17 protein-coding genes are annotated in these 16,560 nt (G+C 61.9%); 10 read left to right on the top strand and 7 right to left on the bottom strand.

Annotated features, from left to right (window positions below):
• Nucleotides 1–74: 74 nt before the first annotated feature.
• Together aroE and hemF are read right to left on the bottom strand one after the other, a co-directional pair.
• The gene (aroE, locus tag NTD89_RS07070) at nucleotides 75–893 is read right to left on the bottom strand and encodes a shikimate dehydrogenase (RefSeq protein WP_262206838.1); all 819 of its coding nucleotides are present in this window, start codon (nucleotides 891–893) and stop codon (nucleotides 75–77) included.
• Nucleotides 893–1,825, bottom strand: a complete 933-nt coding sequence (gene hemF, locus NTD89_RS07065; RefSeq protein ID WP_145158446.1) for an oxygen-dependent coproporphyrinogen oxidase — start codon at nucleotides 1,823–1,825, stop codon at nucleotides 893–895. Before hemF ends, aroE begins: the two co-directional genes overlap by 1 nt.
• 176 nt (nucleotides 1,826–2,001) lie before the next feature.
• Between hemF and NTD89_RS07060 the strand changes: the two genes are divergently transcribed.
• Nucleotides 2,002–2,979, top strand: a complete 978-nt coding sequence (locus NTD89_RS07060; RefSeq protein ID WP_262206837.1) for an NADPH:quinone reductase — start codon at nucleotides 2,002–2,004, stop codon at nucleotides 2,977–2,979.
• 131 nt (nucleotides 2,980–3,110) lie between these two features.
• Here NTD89_RS07060 and NTD89_RS07055 read toward each other — a convergent pair whose 3' ends face one another.
• The 3 genes from NTD89_RS07055 to NTD89_RS07045 form a co-directional block, all read right to left on the bottom strand.
• Nucleotides 3,111–3,668, bottom strand: coding sequence for an L-threonylcarbamoyladenylate synthase (locus NTD89_RS07055; RefSeq protein WP_145158442.1), 558 nt, complete (start codon nucleotides 3,666–3,668; stop codon nucleotides 3,111–3,113).
• Between the two features lie 54 nt (nucleotides 3,669–3,722).
• The gene (dprA, locus tag NTD89_RS07050) at nucleotides 3,723–4,817 is read right to left on the bottom strand and encodes a DNA-processing protein DprA (RefSeq protein ID WP_262206836.1); all 1,095 of its coding nucleotides are present in this window, start codon (nucleotides 4,815–4,817) and stop codon (nucleotides 3,723–3,725) included.
• Between the two features lie 63 nt (nucleotides 4,818–4,880).
• Complete coding sequence (locus NTD89_RS07045; protein WP_262206834.1) at nucleotides 4,881–5,648, bottom strand: peptidoglycan-binding protein; 768 nt, start codon at nucleotides 5,646–5,648, stop codon at nucleotides 4,881–4,883.
• A 135-nt stretch (nucleotides 5,649–5,783) separates the two neighbouring features.
• On the opposite strand from NTD89_RS07045, the gene def reads away from it, so the two are divergent.
• The 5 genes from def (at nucleotide 5,784) to NTD89_RS07020 (ending at nucleotide 10,463) form a co-directional block, all read left to right on the top strand.
• Entirely contained in the window at nucleotides 5,784–6,290 is a 507-nt protein-coding gene (gene def, locus NTD89_RS07040) for a peptide deformylase (RefSeq protein WP_016970668.1), read from the top strand.
• Between the two features lie 69 nt (nucleotides 6,291–6,359).
• A complete protein-coding gene (gene fmt / locus NTD89_RS07035) occupies nucleotides 6,360–7,313 on the top strand; it encodes a methionyl-tRNA formyltransferase (RefSeq protein WP_262206833.1) in 954 nt (317 codons plus the stop codon).
• Nucleotides 7,310–8,620, top strand: coding sequence for a 16S rRNA (cytosine(967)-C(5))-methyltransferase RsmB (gene rsmB / locus NTD89_RS07030; protein ID WP_262206832.1), 1,311 nt, complete (start codon nucleotides 7,310–7,312; stop codon nucleotides 8,618–8,620). Before fmt ends, rsmB begins: the two co-directional genes overlap by 4 nt.
• Before the next feature lie 21 nt (nucleotides 8,621–8,641).
• Nucleotides 8,642–10,015: a Trk system potassium transporter TrkA gene (gene trkA, locus NTD89_RS07025; RefSeq protein WP_106575983.1), complete on the top strand. Its 1,374-nt coding sequence runs from the start codon at nucleotides 8,642–8,644 to the stop codon at nucleotides 10,013–10,015.
• A 136-nt stretch (nucleotides 10,016–10,151) separates the two neighbouring features.
• Nucleotides 10,152–10,463, top strand: coding sequence for a hypothetical protein (locus tag NTD89_RS07020; protein ID WP_262206831.1), 312 nt, complete (start codon nucleotides 10,152–10,154; stop codon nucleotides 10,461–10,463).
• Between the two features lie 128 nt (nucleotides 10,464–10,591).
• Here NTD89_RS07020 and NTD89_RS07015 read toward each other — a convergent pair whose 3' ends face one another.
• Complete coding sequence (locus NTD89_RS07015; protein ID WP_242200567.1) at nucleotides 10,592–11,479, bottom strand: lysophospholipid acyltransferase; 888 nt, start codon at nucleotides 11,477–11,479, stop codon at nucleotides 10,592–10,594.
• Nucleotides 11,480–11,519: 40 nt separating this feature from the next.
• The gene (locus NTD89_RS07010) at nucleotides 11,520–12,077 is read right to left on the bottom strand and encodes a DNA-3-methyladenine glycosylase I (RefSeq protein WP_262206830.1); all 558 of its coding nucleotides are present in this window, start codon (nucleotides 12,075–12,077) and stop codon (nucleotides 11,520–11,522) included.
• Nucleotides 12,078–12,158: 81 nt separating this feature from the next.
• On the opposite strand from NTD89_RS07010, the gene glyQ reads away from it, so the two are divergent.
• The 4 genes from glyQ (at nucleotide 12,159) to NTD89_RS06990 (ending at nucleotide 16,555) form a co-directional block, all read left to right on the top strand.
• A complete protein-coding gene (gene glyQ, locus NTD89_RS07005; protein WP_003187265.1) occupies nucleotides 12,159–13,112 on the top strand; it encodes a glycine--tRNA ligase subunit alpha in 954 nt (317 codons plus the stop codon).
• Nucleotides 13,109–15,163, top strand: coding sequence for a glycine--tRNA ligase subunit beta (glyS, locus tag NTD89_RS07000; protein ID WP_262206829.1), 2,055 nt, complete (start codon nucleotides 13,109–13,111; stop codon nucleotides 15,161–15,163). Before glyQ ends, glyS begins: the two co-directional genes overlap by 4 nt.
• Entirely contained in the window at nucleotides 15,163–15,702 is a 540-nt protein-coding gene (gmhB, locus tag NTD89_RS06995; RefSeq protein ID WP_262206857.1) for a D-glycero-beta-D-manno-heptose 1,7-bisphosphate 7-phosphatase, read from the top strand. Before glyS ends, gmhB begins: the two co-directional genes overlap by 1 nt.
• A gap of 82 nt (nucleotides 15,703–15,784) precedes the next feature.
• The gene (locus NTD89_RS06990; protein WP_106575978.1) at nucleotides 15,785–16,555 is read left to right on the top strand and encodes a lysophospholipid acyltransferase family protein; all 771 of its coding nucleotides are present in this window, start codon (nucleotides 15,785–15,787) and stop codon (nucleotides 16,553–16,555) included.
• Nucleotides 16,556–16,560 lie beyond the last annotated feature (5 nt).

Genomic DNA, 16,560 nt, shown 5'->3' with positions numbered 1-16,560 from the left:
ACTGACCGACCGAGTCGTCTGCATCGCAGGCAAGCCAGCTCCCACAGTTTGACCGTGCCCACGTTGGCGTTGTGTTACGCCAACTGGCGGCGTAGCTCAGCCAACACCGGCGCCGAATCCGGGCGCACGCCGCGCCACAGGAAGAACGCTTCCGCCGCCTGCTCCACGAGCATGCCCAGACCATCCATCGCCACGGCTGCGCCATGCTCTGTCGCCCAACGGCAGAACGCGGTGGGTTCCTTGGCGTACATCATGTCGTAGCAAAAGGTCTTGCCCGGCTCGATCAGGCTGCTGGCAATCGGCGGTACATCGCCTGACAGACTCGCGGACGTGGCATTGATGATCAGGTCCACCGGCTCACGCAGCCAGTCGAAACCGCTGGCTGACACAGCGCCCAGATCGTCAAACAGCCCGGCAAGCAACTCGGCCTTTTCCACCGTGCGGTTGGCGATGATCAGCGCGGCAGGCTGCTCGGCCAGCAAGGGCTCCAACGCCCCACGCACCGCGCCGCCAGCACCGAGCAACAGGATGCGCTGGCCGTGCAGGTTCAGCCCGGCGTTCACTTTCAGGTCGCGCACCAGACCGGCGCCGTCGGTGTTGTCACCCAGCAGGGTGCCGTCGGCCAGCTTGCTCAGGGTGTTCACCGCCCCGGCGCGCTGGGCACGTTCAGTCAGGCTGTTGGCCAAGCGGTAGGCGTCTTCCTTGAAGGGCACCGTGACATTGGCGCCACGGCCTTGCTGAAAAAACTCACGGGCACAGCCGGTGAAATCCTCCAAAGGCGCGAGCAAGATGCTGTAGTCCAGTTGCTCGCCGGTTTGCTCGGCGAACATGCGATGAATCAACGGCGACTTGCTGTGGCCGATAGGGTTGCCGAACACCACATAACGGTCCATCAGACGGCCGCCTTGGGCGCGGCGAGGCCGAGCCAGTCGCGGTCTTGCAGGAAGTAATCGGTGAGACGCGCTTCTTCGCTACCGGCCTCGGCCTTCCAGTCATAGCTCCAGCGCACTTGCGGCGGCAGCGACATCAGGATCGACTCGGTGCGCCCGCCCGACTGCAGGCCGAACAGGGTGCCACGGTCGTAGACCAGGTTGAATTCGACGTAGCGCCCTCGGCGGAACTCCTGGAACTGGCGCTGCTGTTCGGTGTAAGCCAGGGCCTTGCGGCGCTGCACGATCGGCAGGTAGGCGTCGATGTACGCATCGCCGATGGCGCGGATGAAGGCGAAGCAGGTGTCGAAGTCCCACTCGTTCAAATCGTCGAAGAACAGGCCGCCGATGCCGCGCGGTTCGTTACGGTGTTTGATATGGAAGTACGTATCGCACCAGGCTTTGTAGCGCGAGTACACGTCCGGGCCGAACCGCGCACAGGCCTGCTCGGCAACGCGGTGCCAGTGGATGCAGTCTTCCTCGTTGCCGTAGTAGGGCGTGAGGTCGAAGCCGCCGCCGAACCACCACACCGGTTCTTCGCCTTCTTTTTCGGCGATGAAAAAGCGCACATTGGCGTGGGACGTCGGCACATGCGGGTTGTGCGGGTGGATCACCAACGACACGCCCAAGGCTTCAAACCCGCGACCGGCCAACTCAGGGCGATGCGCGCTGGCGGACGGTGGGAGACCGCTGCCGAACACGTGGGAAAAGTTAACGCCGCCTTTTTCGATGACCGTACCGTTTTCGATCACACGGGTGCGACCGCCGCCACCGGCAGGCCGGGTCCAGGCGTCTTCGATAAAGCGAGTGTCCGTCTCGAAGGTTTCCAGGGCGCTGCAAATACGGTCTTGCAGGTCGAGCAGGTAGGCTTTAACAGCCTCGGTGCGGGTAGTCATGGCATCACCTTGAATCGGGCAAAGCTACGCGAGGCCATGCGGCGTCGGCGGCAAATGGGCGCACAGGATACCACTGCACTTACGTGGCACTGCACTTAGGTGCGCCGCAGTTGACGAAGATCAAGCATAGGAGTGGGATAGAGGGCTACGCGAATTCGACCTCAGGAGAAGTGCAGATGGCCAAACGTATCCAGTTCAGCGCCCATGGCGGCCCCGAAGTGCTTGAGTATGTGGACTACACGCCGGCAGCGCCTGGCCCGCAGCAGGTTCGTGTGCGCAATAAAGCCATTGGCCTGAACTTTATCGATACCTACTTCCGTAGCGGCCTTTACGCGCCGCCGGCCCTGCCATCGGGCCTGGGCGCAGAGGGCGCCGGTGTGGTCGATGCCGTGGGCAGCGAGGTCACGCAATTCAAAGTCGGCGACCGTGTGGCCTACGGCAGCGGCCCGCTGGGCGCCTACAGCGAATTGCACGTGCTGCCCGCCGCCAACCTGGTGCACCTGCCGGACGACATCAGCTTCGAACAGGCTGCCGGTGCGATGCTCAAAGGCCTGACCGTGCAGTACCTGCTGCGTCAAACCTACGAATTGAAGGGCGGCGAAACCATTCTGTTCCACGCTGCTGCCGGTGGTGTGGGTTCACTGGCCTGCCAATGGGCCAAGGCCTTGGGCGTGAAGTTGATCGGCACCGTGAGTTCACCGGAAAAGGCCGCCTTGGCCAAATCCCTCGGCGCCTGGGAAACGATCGACTACAGCAAGGAAAACGTCGCACAACGCGTACTTGAATTGACCGACGGCAAAAAAGTCCCGGTGGTGTACGACGGCGTCGGCAAGGACACCTGGCTGACCTCGCTCGACAGCGTGGCGCCACGTGGGCTGGTGGTGAGTTTTGGTAATGCGTCGGGCGCGGTGGATGGGGTGAACCTGGGGATTCTGGCGGCGAAGGGCTCGCTGTATGTCACCCGGCCGACCTTGGCGACTTACGCCAGCAACCCGAAAGACTTGCAGGCGATGGCGGATGATTTGTTCTCGATGATCAAGAGCGGCAAGGTGCGCATTGATATCAACCAGCGGTTTTCGCTGGCGGACGCGGCGAAGGCGCAGACTGAGCTGTCGGGGCGGCGGACGACGGGGTCGACCATTTTGTTGCCGTAAGGCGGTAGATCTTTTGAGGTTGTAAGGGCCTCATCGCGGGCAAGCCCGGCTCCCACATTTTGATCGCATATCAACTGAAGGAACGCGGTCGAGTGTGGAGCCGGCTTGCCCGCGATGGCCGCACCGCGGTCTCAGGAAGGCCGCACCACCTCACCCGTTGCCAAATCGCGAATCAGGCTCGGGTTCTTGCGCCCACCCAGGGCGCCGCCCAATACCCGATCTACCTGGCCACGGAAGTATTGCTCCACGCGAAGCCGCGTACGCGCAGCCGGGCGCCCTTGCGGGTTGGCCGAGGTGGAAATCAGCGGCCCCACCAGCGAGCACAGATCCCGCACCAGCGGATGATCAGTCACCCGCAACGCCACCGTGTCATGCACACCCGTTACCCACTCAGGCAGCAAGTCCTGATGGGGCACCAGCCAGGTATTGGGCCCAGGCCAGGTGCTGGCCATGCGCTCGATCCAGATGTCCGGGAAGTCTTCAAAGAGAAAATCGAACTGGCGAATATTGTCCGCCACCAAGATCAGGCCCTTGTCCACCGACCGATTCTTGATCGCCAGCAGCCGGTCCACCGCTTCTTCGTTCCACGGATCGCAGCCGAGGCCCCAGACCGCTTCGGTCGGGTAGGCAATCACCGCGCCTGCGCGAATTTCCCGTGCGGTTTCCAGCACACGCCACCTGTTGACCATTACTCACTCTCCGGACTAAAGCTCTGCGCAGTTTACCGATCTTCTTTACAAAACCTAGCAGCGCGCAAGCCAGCGCCCGCTTTCGCAGATCACCTGGCCTTCGAGCTCAAGCTCGGTGAGGGTTGCCAGCACCTGGGACAACGGCCGCCCGCTGGCAATGGCCAAGCCTTCACTGGTGTGAGGCGCGGCGTGCAGCAACGCCACCAGCGGATGAGTGACCGGCATGGGTGCCGGACGGGACAGCGCCTGCCAGCCACGTAACCCTTCCAGAATGTGCTCAATGGATTCCACCAGCGTCGCGCCATCGCGGATCAATTGATGGCAGCCCTTGGCGCCAGGGTGATGGATGGAGCCCGGGATCGCGTACACCTCGCGCCCTTGCTCGGCCGCCAGCCGCGCGGTGATCAGCGAGCCACTGGCCATGCTGGCCTCCACCACCAGCACGCCCAGCGACAGGCCACTGATGATCCGGTTGCGCCGGGGGAAGTTGCCAGCTTGTGGCGAGGCGTCCAACGGAAACTCGGAAACCACCGCGCTGCCCTGGGCAATCATCGTGGCTGCGAGCTGTCGGTGGCGCTGTGGATAAAAGTTTTCAAGCCCGGTACCGAGCACGCCGATTGTCTGGCCGCCGACATCCAGCGCTGCCTGGTGCGCCGCGCCGTCTATACCCAAAGCAAGACCACTGGTGATGACAAAACCGGCGCTCGCCAAGCTGCGGGAAAAGGCCGCTGCGGTGTCCATGCCGGGTCGCGACGCACGGCGACTGCCCACCATGGCCAACTGCGGTTTTTCCAGGATTTTTGGGTCACCGGCGACGAACAATAGCGGCGGGGCATCGTCGATCTGGGCGAGGAGTGCCGGGTAATCAGGTTGGTCCCACATCAGCAAATGCTGGGCCGGCTGCGCCAACCACGCCAATGCCTCACTGGCACCGTCACGTATTTCAGGGCTGCGGCGGGCATCGGCGCTGACGGCAGGCAACCCGAGGGAACGCCATGCACTGGCAGGGGCGCTGATGGCTTTTGAGGCAGAGCCGAAGGCTTCGAGCAACACACGAAAACGCTTGGAACCCAGTTCCGGCAGCCTGTGCAAGCGTAGTCGAGCTTCCAGTTCTGACGGGGAAATTTCGCTGCTGTTTATCGGATACATTTGATCATCCTTGACCGGAACAAGCTGTGGATAACTCTGTTGGTAACTTATTTAGCAGGCTATTTATTGTGTTTGTTGGGCAGTCTCGAATCGGTCCATGACTGCCAGCGAGCGTGAGGCGCTGAGAACCAGGCCATAGCTCAGCTTTTCATAGGTGCGAAACACCAGCAGCGTGCCGGCGCGCTCATCGGGGAGTTGGGTTGCCGTGCCAGTGAGGGTGTCGCGGACCGTCGCACCGGCTTTGATCACGGTGAGCAATTGGCCCTCAACCAGCCCGTCGCGTCGGCCTTTGTTCAGGGTGACGGCGTCCAGTACGCCAATCTGGGTGACGCCTTTGGGAATATCGATGATGTGCCCCTTAACACAGGGCGCACGCTTCACGGGGGCCGACTCAACCGGAGGTTCGGCGCGCAGCAGCCGATCGCCGGGACGTACTTCCTGGGTGACTCGCTGCACCGCCAGCGTGGTGAGATCGCCGGCCATTACGAAGCGCGCGGTGCCGATGTCGTCGGCGTTGATGCCCAGCAATTCCTGAGTGTCGGGGTCGGTGTAGGCCTTGGCGCGGCGAAAAATCCCGTAATTGGGCTGTGTGGGGTCCAGGGCGCCCCTTGCATACACACGGTCACCATTGGCACCCAGCACCCGGCCGGCATCGGCCGCGACAATGTAAGGCGCGTTGTCCAGGTCGTGAGCCGTATCGAGTATGCGGTTGTGCAGTAAAAAGGACTGGATAGCCTGCTGCGTTGCTGGTTCCAGGCGCTGGCCGGGCGGTGGGATCAAGGCCATCGTGAGCGGCGTCCACAGCAGCAAGACGAGTAGCGATTTCCTCATGGGGTCAATCTCCTTTATTATGTGCGTTCGCGTGAAATGCCATAGCCTTCGCGGCTTTCGAACCTTTCACACCGGCTGCCTGGGTCCATCCCACCGCCGATTTGCCTCTACCTCACATGTGCAGCAATTACGCTTATGGCTATTTTGAACATCCTCGAATTTCCCGACTCGCGCCTGCGCACGATCGCCAAACCGGTGGCCGTAGTGGACGACAAGGTTCGTCAGTTGGTCGATGACATGTTTGAAACAATGTATGAAGCCCCGGGCATCGGCCTCGCCGCCACCCAGGTCAACGTGCATCAGCGCGTCGTGGTCATGGACCTGTCGGAAGATCGCAGCGAACCGCGGGTGTTTATCAACCCCGAGTTCGAACCGCTGACCGAAGAGATGGGCGAATACCAGGAAGGATGCCTCTCGGTGCCGGAGTTCTACGAGAACGTCGAACGCCCGCTGCGCGTGAAGATCAAGGCACTGGACCGTGACGGCAAGCCCTACGAGCTGATCGCCGATGGCCTGCTGGCCGTGTGCATCCAGCACGAGTGCGACCACCTCAACGGCAAGCTGTTTGTTGATTACCTGTCCACGCTTAAACGCGACCGGATCAAGAAGAAGCTGGAAAAAAAGCATCGCCAGCAAGCTTGATGCCCTTCTTCCAAAGGCTTGCTGCGGCAAGCCTTTTTCTTTTGTGACTGTTTTTAACCGAGACCTCCCATGACCGAGCCACTGCGCATTGTTTTTGCCGGCACTCCCGAATTCGCTGCCGAACACCTCAAGGCGCTGCTTGCCAGCCCTTATGACATTGTCGCGGTGTACACCCAGCCGGACCGCCCGGCCGGTCGCGGGCAAAAACTGATGCCAAGCCCGGTCAAGCAGCTGGCGCTGGAACACAACCTCCCTGTGCTGCAACCGCCAACCCTGCGCAACGCCGAGGCCCAGGCGGAACTGGCGGCGTTGAAGCCAGACCTGCTGGTGGTCGTGGCCTACGGCTTGATCCTGCCTCAGGCGGTGCTGGATATCCCGCGCCTGGGCTGCATCAACAGCCACGCTTCGCTGTTGCCACGCTGGCGCGGTGCGGCGCCGATCCAGCGCGCCGTGGAAGCCGGCGACCGTGAAAGCGGTGTGACCGTGATGCGCATGGAGGCGGGCCTCGACACCGGCCCTATGCTGCTGAAAGTCACCACCCCGATCACCGCCCAAGACACCGGCGGCAGCCTGCATGACCGCCTCGCCGAGCTGGGCCCGCCTGCTGTGGTCCAGGCCATCGCCGGCCTGGCTGCCGGCACCCTCGAAGGCGAGGTGCAGGACGACAGCCTGGCCACCTACGCCCACAAACTCAATAAAGACGAAGCGCGCATCGACTGGAGCCGCCCGGCCGTAGAGCTGGAACGCCTGGTGCGTGCCTTCAACCCATGGCCGATCGGCCACAGCACACTCAGTGGCGAAGCCTTGAAAGTGCTGGCCGCCACCTTGGCTGAAGGCAAGGGCGCCCCCGGTGAAATCATCGGCGCCAGCAAAGAAGGCCTGTTGGTCGCCTGCGGCGAACAGGCGCTGTGCCTGACCCGTCTGCAATTGCCCGGCGGTAAAGCGCTTAATTTCAGCGATTTGTTCAACAGCCGTCGTGAGAAATTTGCCCTGGGCACGGTTCTCGGGACGGTCGCTCAATGAACCCGCGTCTGGCCGCCGCCAAGGCCCTCGCCGCCGTCCTGAATGGCAAGGCTTCACTGAACAGTTCGCTGCCTACGCAGCTGGATAAGGTTGAAGACCGTGATCGCGGTTTCACTCAGGACCTGGCCTTTGGCACCGCGCGCTGGCAGCCACGCTTGTCGGCGCTGGCAGCCAAGCTGCTGCAAAAGCCGTTCAAAGCCGCGGATGCGGATGTGGAAGCGCTGCTGCTGGTCGGCCTCTATCAACTGCTCTACACCCGCGTGCCGGCCCACGCCGCCATCGGTGAAACCGTTGGGTGCGCCGACAAGCTGAAAAAACCTTGGGCCAAAGCGCTGCTCAACGCCGTGCTGCGCCGCGCTCAGCGTGAGAGCGAGGCGTTGCTGTCCGAGCTGGAACACGACCCGGTGGTGCGCACCGCACACCCGCGTTGGCTGCAAAAGTCCCTGAAAGCCTTCTGGCCTGAGCAATGGGAAGCCATCTGCGCGGCCAACAATGCGCACCCGCCAATGATTCTGCGGGTCAACCGTCGCCATCACAGCCGCGACACCTACCTGCAATTGCTCACCGACGCCGGCATCAACGCCACGCCGTGCGTATACAGCGTCGACGGCATCGTGCTGGAAGCGGCCACCGACGTGCGCAGCCTGCCAGGTTTTGCCGAAGGCTGGATCAGCGTGCAGGACGAAGCCGCGCAATTGGCGGCCGACCTGCTCGACCTGGCGCCCGGCCAACGCGTGCTCGACGCCTGTTGCGCGCCGGGCGGTAAGACCTGTCACATTCTGGAAGTCGAAAAAGACCTCGCCGCTGTCGTCGCCGTCGACCTGGAAGCCAAGCGCCTGGTGCGCGTGCGTGAAAACCTCGCCCGCCTGGGCCTGAGCGCCGAGCTGATCGCCGCTGACGGCCGCGACACCGCCACTTGGTGGGACGGCAAACCCTTCCAGCGCATCCTGCTGGACGCGCCATGCTCCGCCACTGGCGTGATTCGCCGTCACCCGGACATCAAGCTGACCCGCCAACCCGACGACATTGCCGCCCTGGCCGTGCTGCAAGGCGAACTGCTCGACGCCCTGTGGCCGACCCTGGAAGTCGGCGGCATCCTGCTCTACGCCACGTGCTCGACCTTGCCCACCGAGAACACTGAGGTGATTCAAGCCTTCCTCGCCCGCACCAGCGGCGCGCGCGAACTGGACCTCGCCACCGCGGCCGGCATCAAGCAGCCCCACGGCCGCCAGTTACTCGCGCAAGAAGGCGGACACGATGGCTTCTACTACGCCAAACTGATCAAGATTGCCGCCGCGCGCGGCTAATGGGTTTAAGGGAGTGACCGGATGAAAATCATCATCCTTGGGGCAGGGCAGGTCGGCGGCACGCTGGCCGAGCATTTGGCCAGCGAAGCCAACGACATCACGGTGGTCGACACCGATGCCGAGCGCCTGCGCAACCTCGGCGACCGCCTCGACATCCGCACCGTACAAGGCCGCGCGTCATTCCCGACGGTGCTGCGCCAAGCCGGTGCCGACGATGCTGACATGCTGGTCGCCGTCACCAACAGTGACGAGACCAACATGGTCGCCTGCCAGGTCGCCCATACCCTGTTTCACACCCCGACCAAAATCGCCCGTGTCCGTGAGGCGGCTTACCTGACCCGTGCAGGGCTTTTCGACAACGACGCGATTCCAGTGGACGTGCTGATCAGCCCTGAACAAGTGGTGACTCACTACATCAAGCGTCTGATCGAAATTCCGGGCGCCTTGCAGGTGATCGACTTTGCCGAGGGCAAAGCGCAATTGGTCGCCGTTAAAGCCTATTACGGCGGTCCGCTGGTGGGCCAGCAACTGCGCCAGCTGCGCGAGCACATGCCGAATGTGGAAACCCGCGTGGCGGCGATTTTCCGGCGCGACCGGCCGATCCTGCCCCAGGGCGATACCGTGATCGAGGCCGACGACGAAGTATTTTTCATCGCCGCCAAAGCGAATATTCGCGCGGTCATGAGCGAAATGCGCCGGCTGGACGAGACCTACAAACGCATCGTCATCGCCGGCGGTGGGCAGATCGGCGAGCGCTTGGCCGAGGCCATCGAAAGCCGCTACCAGGTGAAGATCATCGAGATGAACCCGGCGCGCTGCCGGCATTTGTCCGACACCCTCGACAGCACCGTCGTACTGCAAGGCAGCGCCTCGGACCGCGACCTGCTGATGGAAGAGAACATCGCCGACGCCGATATTTTCCTGGCACTGACCAACGATGACGAGGCCAACATCATGTCCTCGCTGTTGGCCAAGCGGCTGGGGGCGAAGAAGGTCATGACCATCATCAACAACCCAGCCTATGTCGACCTGATCCAGGGCGGCGATATCGACATCGCCATCAGCCCGCAGCTGGCCACCATCGGCACCTTGCTTGCTCACGTGCGCCGTGGCGATATCGTCAGCGTGCACTCCCTGCGCCGGGGCGCGGCGGAGGCCATCGAGGCGATTGCCCATGGCGATTCGAAGTCGAGCAAGGTGATCGGCAAGGCCATCCGCGATATCGGCTTGCCGCCGGGCACCACCATTGGCGCGATCATTCGTGACGAAGAGGTGCTCATCGCCCACGACGATACGGTGATCGTCACGGGCGACCATGTGATTCTGTTTCTGGTGGATAAAAAACATATCCGCGACGTGGAGAAGTTGTTCCACGTGGGGTTGAGCTTTTTCTGATCAAACCATTCAGGTGAGCCTGCCGTCGTCACCGCGGGCAAGCCCGCCCCACAGGTGATCGCGTTTTTAACGCGCAAGCGGGCTTGCCCGCGATGACGCGGTTGAAAACCTTACCTAGCTAAAAGGACACGCCACCATGCTCGAACCCCTGGAAAAAATGCTCGCCAAGGGTGTGGATAATTCGCTGCTGCGCTTCGGCTTGGGCAAGGGTTATCTGGATTTGAAGGACAACGCCAAGGCGGCGGAGCATTTGCACAAGTGCGTGGAATTCGATCCGAAGTATTCGGCGGCGTGGAAGTTGTTGGGCAAGGCGCAGGCGGGGTTGGGTGATAGTGCGGCGGCGCGGCTGGCGTGGGAGAAGGGCATTGAAGCGGCCCAGGCCCATGGCGACAAGCAGGCCGAAAAAGAGATGACGGTGTTCCTGAAAAAGCTCGACCGCCAGGCCTGATGCGATCCCTGTGGGAGCTGGCTTGCCTGCGATGCAGACAACTCGGTCTCTGTGTTACACCGAGGTGATGCCATCGCAGGCAAGCCAGCTCCCACATTAGGTCTTCATTGGGCTTAGACCTGGGTGAATCAATACCAACGCGCCTCACCCGGCGGGCGCTTCTTGAAGCGCTTCATGCTCCACATGTACTGGCTCGGGTAGGCGCCGACATAGCGCTCCACCACCTTGCTCATCGCCGCGCAGGACGTGGCGGTGTCGGTGCTGTACATGTCTTCCGGCGCCGCTTCCAGAATGACTTTGTAACCCGAACCGTCCGGCAGCCGCAGCGCATGCAGGAACACGCCCACCGCTTTATGGCCCGCAAGCATGTTGGGTACAAACTTGCTGGTCAGCGCCTGGGTGGCGAAGAACGGCACAAAGATCCCGGCCGACTCAGCCGGCTCCGGGTCGGCGGGAATGCCCACCTGGCCGCCTTTGCGCACTTCCTTGATCACGCTGAGAATGCCTTCCTTGGTGGACGCCGCCACGCGGTTGCCCAATTGCACGCGCTGTTTTTGCAGCAGTTCATCCACCGCCTTGAGCTTGGGCGGGCGGTAGAAAATGATCGGTTTGCACTGGTTGCAATAAAAGTGATTGAGCACTTCCCAGTTGCCCAGGTGGCTGGTGATGCCCACCACGCCTTTGCCCGAAGCCAGGGCTTGGTGCAGCACTTCCAGGCCTTCGACTTCACGCACCAGGTCGATGGAGCGCTGGGCCGGCCAGATCCAGGCGCAGGCGCTTTCCGTCAGGGACTTGCCGATGTCCATCAAGCTCTGGCCGACCAGGCGCTCGCGGGCGGCGGGGTCCATGTCCGGGAAGCATTTGGAGAGGTTGATCCGCACTGTTTCGCGGGAGCGGTTGGGGGTTTTCCACATGATCCAGCCAATTGCCGTGCCGACGGCCTGAACAGCGCGCCATGGCAACAAGGCAAACAACCGAAGAGCGCCTACCAGCAAGGCGCCTTTAAACTTTTCCACAGGTCACTCCTGATCGTGTGTGGTGCGCAAAGCGGGCATTCTAACCGGCGTTGGCCAAGTCCGCGTAACGGTCGCAGTCTTGAGTGTGGTCCATGACCATTCCGCTGGCCTGCATGAAGGCGTAGCAAATGGTTGGCCCGACGAAGGTGAAACCGGCTTTTTTCAGGGCGCGGCTCATGGCTTCAGCCTCGGGCGTAATCGCCGGGACCTCACTGCGATCCTTGAAGTGATTGACCTTGGGCACGCCGCCGACGAACGACCAGAGCAAACCCACCGGGTCTTCCAGCGCCAGCCAGGCCGCGGCATTGCGGCGGGTGGCGTTGAGCTTGAGGCGATTGCGCACGATGCCAGGGTCGAGCATCAGCGCCTCGATCTCGGCCTCGCTGAGGCGCGCCAGACGCTGTGCATCAAAGCCGAACAGGACCTTTCGATAATGCTCGCGTTTGCGTAAAACGGTGATCCAGGACAGGCCCGCCTGGAACCCTTCGAGCAAAAGCAACTCGAACAGACCCTGCGCATCGCGCAGCGGCGTTCCCCACTCCTGATCGTGATAAGCCATGTACAGCGGATCTTCAGAACACCAAAAGCAGCGTGGCATAAGGCTCCAGGGGATGGTGGCGCGGCCGAATCGGGTATACTCCCGCTCTTTAAATCGCAGCCCAAGTAACAGGTGAATTTCGTGAGCCAGCCTACGCCAGCCGTGCGTACCTTCCAAGACTTGATCCTCGCCCTCCAGCAATACTGGGCCGAGCAAGGTTGTGTGGTACTTCAGCCCTACGATATGGAAGTAGGCGCCGGCACTTTCCACACCGCTACATTCCTGCGGGCCATTGGCCCGGAAACCTGGAACGCCGCTTATGTGCAGCCCAGTCGTCGCCCGACTGACGGCCGCTACGGCGAAAACCCGAACCGCCTGCAGCACTACTACCAGTTCCAGGTGGTACTCAAGCCCAACCCGGACAACTTCCAGGAGCTGTACCTGGGCTCGCTGAAACATGTCGGCCTGGACCCACTGGTGCACGACATCCGTTTCGTCGAAGACAACTGGGAATCGCCGACCCTGGGCGCCTGGGGCCTGGGCTGGGAAGTCTGGCTCAACGGCATGGAAGTGACGCAGTTCACTTACTTCCAGCAAGCGGGCGGCATCGAGTGCTACCCGGTGACCGGCGAGATCACTTACGGCCTCGAGCGCCTGGCCATGTACCTGCAAGGCGTGGACTCGGTCTACGACCTGGTGTGGGCTGACGGCCCGTTCGGCAAAGTCACCTATGGCGATGTGTTCCATCAGAACGAAGTGGAGCAGTCCACTTACAACTTCGAACACGCCAACGTCGACAAGCTGTTCGAGCTGTTCGACTTCTATGAAAGCGAAGCCAAGCGCCTGATCGAACTCGACCAGCCGCTGCCGTTGCCAAGCTATGAAATGGTGTTGAAGGCCTCCCATACCTTCAACCTGCTGGATGCCCGCCGTGCCATCTCGGTCACTGCGCGCCAGCAATACATCCTGCGTGTACGCACCCTGGCGCGTTCCGTCGCCCAAGCCTACTTGCTGGCTCGCGCCAAGCTGGGCTTCCCGATGGCAACCCCGGATCTGCGTGATGAAGTGTTGGCTAAGCTGGAGGCTGCACAATGAGTGCTCAAGATTTTTTGGTTGAACTGGGCACCGAAGAGCTGCCGCCCAAGGCACTCAACACCCTGGCCGACGCGTTCCTGGCCGGTATTGAAAAAGGCCTGCACACAGCCGGCCTGAAGTTCGCTGCGAAAAAAGTCTACGCCGCGCCACGTCGCCTGGCTGTGTTGCTGACCGCGCTGGAAACCCAGCAGCCGGACCGCAGCATCAACCTCGACGGCCCGCCGCGCCAAGCCGCTTTCGATGCGGAAGGTAACCCGACTCAAGCAGCCCTGGGTTTTGCCAAGAAGTGCGGCGTCGAGCTGAGCGAGATCGACCAGAGCGGCCCGAAACTGCGTTTCAGCCAGGTCATCACCGGCAAGCCGACGGCGAGCCTGTTGCCGACCATCGTTGAAGATTCCCTCAACGACCTGCCGATCCCCAAGCGCATGCGCTGGGGTGCTCGCAAAGAAGAATTCGTACGCCCAACCCAATGGCTGGTGATGCTGCTCGGTGACCAGGTCATCGACTGCACCATCCTCGCTCAAAAGGCGGGCCGTGATTCCCGTGGTCACCGCTTCCACCACCCAGAAGCCGTGCGCATCACTTCGCCCGCCAACTATGCTGCCGACCTGCGCGCCGCTTACGTGCTGGCCGATGCCAATGAGCGTCGCGAGCTGATCAGCAAGCGCACCGAAGAGCTGGCCCGCCTGCAGGAAGGCACCGCCATCGTGCCGCCAAGCCTGCTCGACGAAGTGACCGCGCTGGTTGAATGGCCAGTGCCGCTGGTGTGCTCGTTCGAAGAGCGTTTCCTCGACGTGCCGCAAGAAGCGCTGATCACCACCATGCAGGACAACCAGAAGTACTTCTGCCTGCTGGACGTGGACGGCAAGTTGCTGCCGCGCTTCATCACTGTGGCCAACATCGAAAGCAAGGACCCGCAGCAGATCATCGCCGGTAACGAGAAAGTCGTCCGCCCGCGCCTGACCGACGCCGAGTTCTTCTTCAAGCAAGACAAGAAGCAGAAGCTCGAAGACTTCAACCTGCGCCTGCAAAACGTGGTGTTCCAGGAAAAACTCGGCAGCGTCTATGACAAGGCCGTGCGCGTTTCCAAGCTGGCGGCCTACATTGCGCCGCGCATTGGTGGCGATGCCGCCTGGGCTGCCCGCGCGGGCTTGCTGTCCAAGTGCGACCTGGCCACCGAAATGGTCGGCGAGTTCCCGGAGATGCAAGGCGTTGCCGGTTACTACTACGCCCTCAACGACGGCGAGCCGGACGATGTAGCCCTGGCGCTGAACGAGCAGTACATGCCGCGCGGTGCCGGTGCTGAGCTGCCAACCACCTTGACCGGTGCGGCCGTGGCCATCGCCGACAAGCTGGATACCCTGGTGGGTATCTTCGGTATCGGCATGTTGCCTACCGGCAGCAAAGACCCGTACGCCCTGCGCCGTGCTGCCTTGGGCGTGCTGCGTATCCTGATCGACAAAAAGCTCGACCTCGACCTGACCCAGGCCGTGGTGTTTGCGGTCGGCCAATTCGGTGGCAAGGTCAAGCAAGCCGGTTTGGCCGAGCAAGTGCTGGAGTTCGTATTCGACCGCCTGCGTGCGCGTTACGAAGACGAAGGCGTGGATGTTTCGGTGTACCTGTCGGTCCGTGCCCTGCAACCGGGCTCGGCGCTGGACTTCGATCAGCGTGTGCAGGCCGTACAGGCTTTCCGCAAGCTGCCGGAAGCCGATGCACTGGCTGCCGTGAACAAGCGCGTGTCGAACCTGCTGAGCAAGGCCGACAACCTCGGCAATACCGAAGTCGACCCGTCCCTGTTTGCCGATGCCAAGGAGTTCTCGCTGAACTCGGCCATCGCCAAGGCCGAAAACGCAGTGAAGCCGCTGCTCGCTGAACGTAACTACGCCGAAGCTCTGGCGCGCCTGGCCACCTTGCGTGAGCCGGTGGATGCGTTCTTCGAAGCCGTGATGATCAATGCCGACGATCCCGGCGTGCGGAAAAACCGCTACGCCATGCTGGCGCGTCTGCGGGGTTTGTTCATCAACATCGCTGACATTTCCGTACTGGGCTGATCATGTTGAAACTGCTGATTCTCGATCGAGACGGAGTGATCAATTACGACTCCGACGCTTACATCAAGTCGGTGGCGGAATGGATTCCACTGCCCGGCTCGATCGAGGCCATCGCGCAGTTGAGCAAAGCCGGCTGGACGGTGGCCATCGCCACCAACCAGTCCGGCATCGCCCGTGGTTATTACGACATCGTCACCCTGGACGCCATGCACGCGCGCTTGCGCACGTTGGTGGCTGAGCAGGGCGGTGAGGTGGGGCTGGTGGTGTACTGCCCCCACGGGCCGGATGAGGGCTGCGATTGCCGCAAACCCAAGCCTGGCATGTTGAAAACCATTGCAGAACATTACAAGGTGCCCTTGGCTGGGCTATGGTTCGTCGGGGACAGCCTCGGTGACCTGGAGGCGGCCAAAGCCGTCGACTCTCAGCCAGTTTTGGTTAAGACCGGGAAAGGCGAAAAGACCCAGGCGAAAGACCTGCCGGTAGGCACTTTGATTTTTGACGATCTGGCGGCGGTTGCCGCAGAACTTATCAACAACTAGCCGCCCTCGACTTCCTGACCAAGGACTGTTCGGGAGTGCGCTTTTAACAGGCGGGCCGTGTCCCGCAACGGTAAATGCCGCCATGTCGATCTTGCAGGCCATCAGAACCTTTTTCTTTTACCTGCTGCTGGGCACCAGTTCGTTTCTCTGGTGCACCCTGAGCTTTTTTATTGCGCCGTTCCTGCCGTTCAAGGCGCGCTATCGCTTTATCAACGTTTATTGGTGCCGCTGCGCGTTGTGGCTGACCAAGGTGTTCCTGAACATCCGTTTCGAAGTAAAGGGCGCTGAAAACGTCCCGGAGCAGCCCTGCGTGATTCTGTCGAACCACCAGAGCACCTGGGAAACGTTCTTCCTCTCCGCGTACTTTTCGCCGTTGAGCCAGGTGCTCAAGCGCGAGCTGCTGTATGTGCCGTTCTTCGGCTGGGCCATGGCCATGTTGCGCCCGATCGCCATTGATCGTGACAACCCCAAGGCGGCGCTCAAGCACGTCGCCAAAAAAGGCGATGAATTGCTCAAGGATGGCGTTTGGGTACTGATCTTTCCGGAAGGTACGCGTGTGCCTTACGGTACCGTAGGCAAATTCTCGCGGGGCGGCACCGCTTTGGCGGTGAATGCCAACCTGCCGGTATTGCCGATTGCGCATAACGCCGGCAAGTTCTGGCCGAAGACAGGTTGGGCCAAACGCGCAGGCACCATCACGGTAGTGATTGGCGAGCCTATGTACGCAGAAGGCGAAGGGCCACGTGCCATTGCAGCATTGAATGACCGCGCTGCAGCGTGGAATGAAGCGCAGCAACGGGCCATGGGTTCATTGCCTCCCGAGCCTGTGGTGGTAGAGACGCCGGCGATTTGAGCTTC

It is taken from the genome of Pseudomonas sp. 14P_5.3_Bac1 (genome assembly GCF_025466135.1).
Classification (GTDB): Bacteria; Pseudomonadota; Gammaproteobacteria; order Pseudomonadales; family Pseudomonadaceae; genus Aquipseudomonas.
Note: the sequence above shows the minus strand (reverse complement) of the source record. Positions and strands in the feature narration are given on the sequence as shown.

Coding starts and splice junctions, on each gene's coding strand:
- aroE (WP_262206838.1), bottom strand. CDS start 893: ATGGACCGTTATGTGGTGTTCGGCAACCCTATCGGCCACAGCAAGTCG.
- hemF (WP_145158446.1), bottom strand. CDS start 1,825: ATGACTACCCGCACCGAGGCTGTTAAAGCCTACCTGCTCGACCTGCAA.
- NTD89_RS07060 (WP_262206837.1), top strand. CDS start 2,002: ATGGCCAAACGTATCCAGTTCAGCGCCCATGGCGGCCCCGAAGTGCTT.
- NTD89_RS07055 (WP_145158442.1), bottom strand. CDS start 3,668: ATGGTCAACAGGTGGCGTGTGCTGGAAACCGCACGGGAAATTCGCGCA.
- dprA (WP_262206836.1), bottom strand. CDS start 4,817: ATGTATCCGATAAACAGCAGCGAAATTTCCCCGTCAGAACTGGAAGCT.
- NTD89_RS07045 (WP_262206834.1), bottom strand. CDS start 5,648: ATGAGGAAATCGCTACTCGTCTTGCTGCTGTGGACGCCGCTCACGATG.
- def (WP_016970668.1), top strand. CDS start 5,784: ATGGCTATTTTGAACATCCTCGAATTTCCCGACTCGCGCCTGCGCACG.
- fmt (WP_262206833.1), top strand. CDS start 6,360: ATGACCGAGCCACTGCGCATTGTTTTTGCCGGCACTCCCGAATTCGCT.
- rsmB (WP_262206832.1), top strand. CDS start 7,310: ATGAACCCGCGTCTGGCCGCCGCCAAGGCCCTCGCCGCCGTCCTGAAT.
- trkA (WP_106575983.1), top strand. CDS start 8,642: ATGAAAATCATCATCCTTGGGGCAGGGCAGGTCGGCGGCACGCTGGCC.
- NTD89_RS07020 (WP_262206831.1), top strand. CDS start 10,152: ATGCTCGAACCCCTGGAAAAAATGCTCGCCAAGGGTGTGGATAATTCG.
- NTD89_RS07010 (WP_262206830.1), bottom strand. CDS start 12,077: ATGCCACGCTGCTTTTGGTGTTCTGAAGATCCGCTGTACATGGCTTAT.
- glyS (WP_262206829.1), top strand. CDS start 13,109: ATGAGTGCTCAAGATTTTTTGGTTGAACTGGGCACCGAAGAGCTGCCG.
- NTD89_RS06990 (WP_106575978.1), top strand. CDS start 15,785: ATGTCGATCTTGCAGGCCATCAGAACCTTTTTCTTTTACCTGCTGCTG.